We start from the raw sequence: 5,379 nt of genomic DNA, 5'->3' as shown, positions 1-5,379 counted from the left end.
GCGGGCTGATCTGCATGACGATCTGGTCGCCCTGGCGGACGACTTCGAGTTCGGGTGGCGTTTCGACGAGATCGACCAACTGCGCCGGTGCCATGTCGAGGGCGACGGCCGGATGGCCGACCAGGGCGCCGATGGCGGCCGCCAGATCAATGTTGAAGCGCTTGGCGTAATGGCGCTCGGCGCGCAGGCAGCGGGCTACTTTGGCATCAGCGGATGGCAGTTCCTGATTAGCCGCCAGCCGGCTCAGCGGCAGGGCTTTCGGGCTGCTCCAGCCGCGGCTGCTGCGCTTTTGCTCGAACGGTTTGATGTCGCGCAGTTCGCCCTGCTTGCCGATGCTCAGCGTCCACAGGATGCGGCTTTTGTCGGCGTCGTCCTTGCCTTTGGGGCCAGATGTATTTTCGCCTACCAGTTCCTGCAGCGCGCTGAGCACCTCGCGCCATCGCTCGCCCTTGCTGGCGACGAAAAAGCCGGCCGGTGGTTCGCCCCCGGCAAGGACGATTTCGGCGCTGTCGAGCAGCCTGAGCAGCATGTTGAATTGGCAGTTTTGCAGGCGCTGGCGCAGCCCGGCGAAAACACTATCCTTGCCGGTTGCTGCCGCGGCGCCCAGCGTGTCGGCGCCGAGCCAGGCGGCGAGCATGACTTTCCAGAAAAGTCCCTGCGAATAACGCTCGTAAGCCGAGGCTTGCAAGGAAAACGCGCTCGCTGCCAGCGGCGCATTGCCCAGGCGGGCGTCAATGGCATTGACCCATCTGCCCCAGTCGTCGTGGGCATTGGGCGTTCGTGTGCCGGCCTCGCCGATGCAGAATTTGCGCGCCAGGTCGAGCTGTTTCTGGCCGCCCTGGGCGAGCAGGGCGAGCGGGTAAAACCAGCTGACGCTTTCCGGGAAAACCCGCTTGCGGACGCCCATCTCGGTCTGGCCGCGTTTGAGGGCGGCTTCGTAGGCTTTTTGCCCGCTTTCCCATTGCCCGTCGGCAATCAGTGCCGCGGCCCGGATGGCATCGCAGCCCGCACCGTCGATGCTGTCCAGCGCTTTTTGCAGCAAGCTGTGGTCGCCGCGCTGCAGGGCGATGTCGGCCAGGGCCATGCGCAGATACGGCGCCAGACTTTGCGGGTCGGCCTGAAGTTGTTCAATAGCCCACTCGACGACGGGTAGAAGATTGCTTGACCAGATGTTGCTGACCGAGATGACGGCCCGGTTGGCCAACTCGCTTTGCCAGTAAGGATCAACGCGCTTGAAACTGGTCGCGTCGAACGGGAGCAGGGTGGCATAGGCGCCCAGTTGGCCCCAGTCCGTTTCCTGTTGGATCGCGTTGAGCAACGGCGCGAGTTCTTCCCGCCCGGCGCCGGAGAGCAGCATGGCGCGGAGCAGGGGGATGGCGACCGGCTGCTTGCCCAGGCCGTAGTAGCGCATATGCCGCAAGTCGAAATTATGAAAGCGGCAAACGAGGCCGACGAGTTGGCCTTCCTTGAGTTCGAGCAATTGCCGGTAGAGCGCGATGCGCAGCGCATCGGCGAGCTGGAAATAGCCCGGACGCCGGGCATCCTCCTGGAGCAACTGCCTGGTTTTCAGTTCATCGATCGCTGTCTTTACCTGCTCACTGGTGAAGTTGCGGCCCGCCGCGTTTTTCAACTCGAGGTGGGGCAGCAGGTTGTAAAGATCGGTGCGGGTACGCTCTGCCCAGAGCAAGGCGCTGGCCAGCGCGACTTTATGGGTGTCGGCGGTGAGGCCGTGTTTGTCGAATTTGGCGAAGGGATCCTCGGGCTGAGGAATATTGAAAAGCGTGTGGTTCATGGTGGCATGTCGCTAACTGATTGCTGAATATTGTCGCATCTCGGGCAAAATGCCGGCATGAAAATCCTCATCGTCGAAGACGAAGCGAAGACGGGCGATTACCTCAAGCAGGGGTTGTCCGAAGCCGGTTTCACGGCCGATCTGGTGCGTAACGGGCTGGATGGCATGCACGGGGGGCTGGCGGGCGACTACGACTTGCTCATTCTCGACGTCAATCTGCCCGGGCTGGATGGCTGGCAGGTGCTGAAAGCCTTGCGGGCGGCCGGGCGCGATTTGCCGGTGCTGTTTCTGACGGCGCGCGATCAGGTCGAGGACCGGGTCAAGGGGCTGGAACTGGGCGCCGACGATTATCTGGTCAAGCCCTTCGCCTTCTCTGAACTGCTCGCTCGCGTCCGCACGCTGCTGCGTCGGGGCCGGGCCAGGGACGCCGAGAGCCTGAGCCTGGCCGATCTTGAACTCGATGTGCTGAAGCGCCGGGCGACCCGGGCTGGCCAGCGCATTGATCTGACGGCCAAGGAGTTCGCCCTGCTCGAACTTTTTTTGCGTCGGCAGGGCGAGGTGCTGGCGCGCAGTTTCATCGCCTCGCAGGTCTGGGACATGAATTTCGATTCGGACACCAACGTCGTCGAGGTGGCCATCCGTCGCTTGCGCGCCAAGGTCGATGACGCCTTCTCGCCCAAATTGATCCACACCCTGCGCGGCATGGGTTATGTCATGGAGATCCGCTGATCGTGGCCGACTGGCGGCATTCGATTGCGCTGCGTCTGTCGCTGGCCTTCGCGCTGCTGGCGACCCTTGTCTTTGCTGCTCTCGGCGTCTATTTCAGCCGGGCCGCCGATGCCCACATGGCCGAACTCGATGCCCACGACCTGTTCGGCAAGCTGGCCCTGATCGGCCACGTCGGTGCGCAGGAAAAAACGGCCGAAACCTTTGCCGCCCGCTTGGGTGACGCCCTGATCGGCGAGCATGGGGTGATTGTTACGGTCAACCCGAAAAATGGGCCAATTTTCAACTGGCCGACGCCCGAACTGGCCGAGCCGCTGGCCGCCGCCAAGGTCGGGCTGGGCCGGACGCCGGTTCGGCTGGTGCTGGGCGATGCCGAGTACCGCGTCATAGCTGCCGACATGGAAACCGCCTGGGGTGAAACGGCGCACGTCGTCGTCGCCCGCGACATTCGTCACCACACCGATTTTCTCGATGAGCTGCAACGCGATTTCCGCTTCGCCATTCTGGCCGCCGCGCTGCTTACCGCCATCGTCGGGGCGCTGGTCGTTCGCCGCGGCCTGCACCCGGTGCGCGCCATTGCCCACGCCGCCGGCCGTATTTCGGCCGGGCAACTGGCCGAGCGCATCCCGGAGCAAAACGTACCGCCGGAACTGGCCGAACTGGTGACGGCCTTCAACGCCATGCTTGGCCGGCTCGAGGACTCGTTCAAGCGCCTGTCGGATTTCTCGGCCGACCTTGCCCATGAGCTGCGGACGCCGATCCACAGCCTGCGCATGCAGACCGAGGTGTCGTTGAGCAAGGTGCGCCATGTCGATGAATACCGCGACCTGCTCGCCTCGAATCTTGAAGAATATGAACGCCTGGCGCGGATCATTGCCGACATGCTGTTGCTGGCCAAGGCCGACCATGGCCTGCTCGTGCCGCACAGCGAGCCGCTGGCGCTGCGCCCGCTGTGCGAACGGCTGATCGAGTATTACGGGCTGCTCGCCGAGAACGTCAGCCTGCAACTGGTCGGCGACGACATCACGGTGCAGGGCGACCGCCTGATGCTCGAACGGGCCATCGGTAACGTGCTGGTCAATGCCATTCATCACACGCCGGCCGGCGGTTCGATTGTCGTCAAAGTCGGGGCGGTCGACGGCCTGGCGGAGCTATCCATCGTCAACACCGGGCAACCGATTCCGACCGAGGCGCTGCACCGGGTTTTTGACCGCTTTGTCCGGCTCGCCTCGGGTCCGGAAGGCGGCGCTACCGAAGGGACGGGACTAGGCCTGGCCATCGCCCGCTCCATCGTGCTCGCCCATGGCGGCGAGATTGCTGTCCGCGTCGGCGAACAGGCCACCGAGTTTTACCTGCGCCTGCCGTGCCCGGCCGGCGGCGCCAACTGACCAACGCAAGGAGACTCTCTTGGACAACGACCTGCCACCGCTTGAAGTCGAAACTGCTACCAACCCCGAATACGCGGTCATCTGGCTGCATGGCCTGGGCGCCGACGGCTCGGATTTCGTGCCGGTCGTCCGCGAACTCGGTCTGGCCGGGGCGCCAGCCGTACGTTTCATCTTCCCGCACGCGCCCTACATGCCGGTTACCTGCAACGGCGGCTACGTCATGCGCGCCTGGTACGACATCATTTCGCTCGACAGCACCAGCCGGCGCATCGACGCGGCGGGAATCGTCGCTTCGCGCGACACCGTGCGCCACCTGATTGAACGTGAAAAAAGCCGCGGAATTCCGGTTGACCGTATCTTTCTTGCCGGCTTCTCGCAGGGCGGGGCGGTGGCCTACACGACGGCGCTGAGTCATCCGGAAAAGCTGGCCGGGCTGATCGCTCTGTCGACCTACATCCCGTCGCCGGCGCTGCTGGCTGACGAGCTGGCCGACGCTAATCGTGCCATCCCGATCTTCGCCGCCCACGGCACGGCCGACGATGTCGTCGCGCCAACGCTTGGCCAGGCCGCCCGGGATTGGCTGATCGAGCGCGGTTACCCCATCGACTGGCACGAATACCCGATGCCGCATTCGGTCTGCCTCGAAGAAATCTGGGCAATCGGCCAGTGGCTGGTCGCGCAAATGCACAAAGCCGGCCCGGCCTGACGGCTGGCGCCTTATTTTTCCTTGGCGCGCCTGGGTTTGTCAGTGTCGCTGATCGAGTGCGCTTCTTCGTCCGCTGCCTGGAGCAGCCAGATCAGGTCGCTGCCCTGCACCGGCATCGGGACCATCTGGTTCCAGCTCCAGCGAAACACCGGCCCGCCAGGGACGTAGCGGGCCAGAACGTCGCCCCGCTCGGTGACGCCAAAGAACGGTAGCGGCGAGGTGATGAGGCGCTTCAATTGTTCGTTGGTCATGATGTCTTTCCTTTGGGTCTGCCCTGCCTGCGGCTAGTTTGCGCGCATCGAGGCAAAAAACAAGGGATGGGCAGCAATGCTGGCCATCCCTTGTCGGCGTTGCGGCTGGCGCGCTAAATCAGTGCCGGCTCTGGATTTCCTCAATGTAGCCAAGCATCCCGGTCTGGATGTTGCCGGCGTTGCCTTCGTCGGTGTCGATGTGCATGGCCAGGTGGAAGGCCGGATTGACGCGAACGACGACGTCGCCAAAGATCAGCTGGCGTTCGCCCTCGATGCGGACGCGGACGACGTAGTTGTCACGCACATGAAAGCGCATGGCGTCTTCGGGGGTCATGTGGATGTGGCGCTGGGCGCAGATCACGCCGCGCTCGATGACCGAGGTGCCGTACGGCCCTTCGAGCGTCACGCCGGGCGTCCCGGTGAGGTCGCCGGACTGGCGGATGGGCGGCTGGATGCCGAGTTTGAACTGCTCGGTCATCGCGATCTCGACCTGGGTTTCCTTGCGCGTCGGGCCGA

Annotated in this window: 6 protein-coding genes; 3 read left to right on the top strand and 3 right to left on the bottom strand. The window is 64.1% G+C overall.

All coding sequences use genetic code 11. The annotated features are described in order from the left end of the window. Positions 1-1,792, bottom strand: a 1,792-nt coding sequence (locus ADADOO_RS03670; protein WP_511275112.1) for a tetratricopeptide repeat protein, incomplete at its 3' end; no start/stop codon positions are given. A gap of 57 nt (positions 1,793-1,849) precedes the next feature. Between ADADOO_RS03670 and ADADOO_RS03665 the strand changes: the two genes are divergently transcribed. The 3 genes from ADADOO_RS03665 to ADADOO_RS03655 are packed head-to-tail and all read left to right on the top strand — an operon-like array spanning position 1,850 to position 4,612. Next, on the top strand, positions 1,850-2,521 hold the full coding sequence (locus ADADOO_RS03665) for a heavy metal response regulator transcription factor (RefSeq protein ID WP_511275110.1): 672 nt from the start codon (positions 1,850-1,852) through the stop codon (positions 2,519-2,521). A gap of 2 nt (positions 2,522-2,523) precedes the next feature. Continuing rightward, positions 2,524-3,906 (top strand): heavy metal sensor histidine kinase, encoded by a 1,383-nt coding sequence (locus tag ADADOO_RS03660; protein WP_511275109.1) that lies wholly within the window; start codon positions 2,524-2,526, stop codon positions 3,904-3,906. 19 nt (positions 3,907-3,925) lie between these two features. Continuing rightward, positions 3,926-4,612, top strand: a complete 687-nt coding sequence (locus tag ADADOO_RS03655; protein WP_511275107.1) for an alpha/beta hydrolase — start codon at positions 3,926-3,928, stop codon at positions 4,610-4,612. An 11-nt stretch (positions 4,613-4,623) separates the two neighbouring features. Here ADADOO_RS03655 and ADADOO_RS03650 read toward each other — a convergent pair whose 3' ends face one another. Further along, positions 4,624-4,863: a hypothetical protein gene (locus ADADOO_RS03650; RefSeq protein WP_511275106.1), complete on the bottom strand. Its 240-nt coding sequence runs from the start codon at positions 4,861-4,863 to the stop codon at positions 4,624-4,626. 118 nt (positions 4,864-4,981) lie between these two features. Beyond that, the coding region (locus ADADOO_RS03645) for a PduL/EutD family phosphate acyltransferase (protein WP_511275104.1) at positions 4,982-5,379 on the bottom strand (398 nt) is incomplete at its 5' end.

The sequence above is a fragment of the Azonexus sp. genome (assembly GCF_036170495.1).
GTDB lineage: Bacteria > Pseudomonadota > Gammaproteobacteria > Burkholderiales > Rhodocyclaceae > Azonexus.
Note: the sequence above shows the minus strand (reverse complement) of the source record. Positions and strands in the feature narration are given on the sequence as shown.

Excerpts from the sequence above, each read along its gene's own strand:
- ADADOO_RS03650 (WP_511275106.1), bottom strand. The coding sequence starts at position 4,863 with ATGACCAACGAACAATTGAAGCGCCTCATCACCTCGCCGCTACCGTTC.
- ADADOO_RS03665 (WP_511275110.1), top strand. The coding sequence starts at position 1,850 with ATGAAAATCCTCATCGTCGAAGACGAAGCGAAGACGGGCGATTACCTC.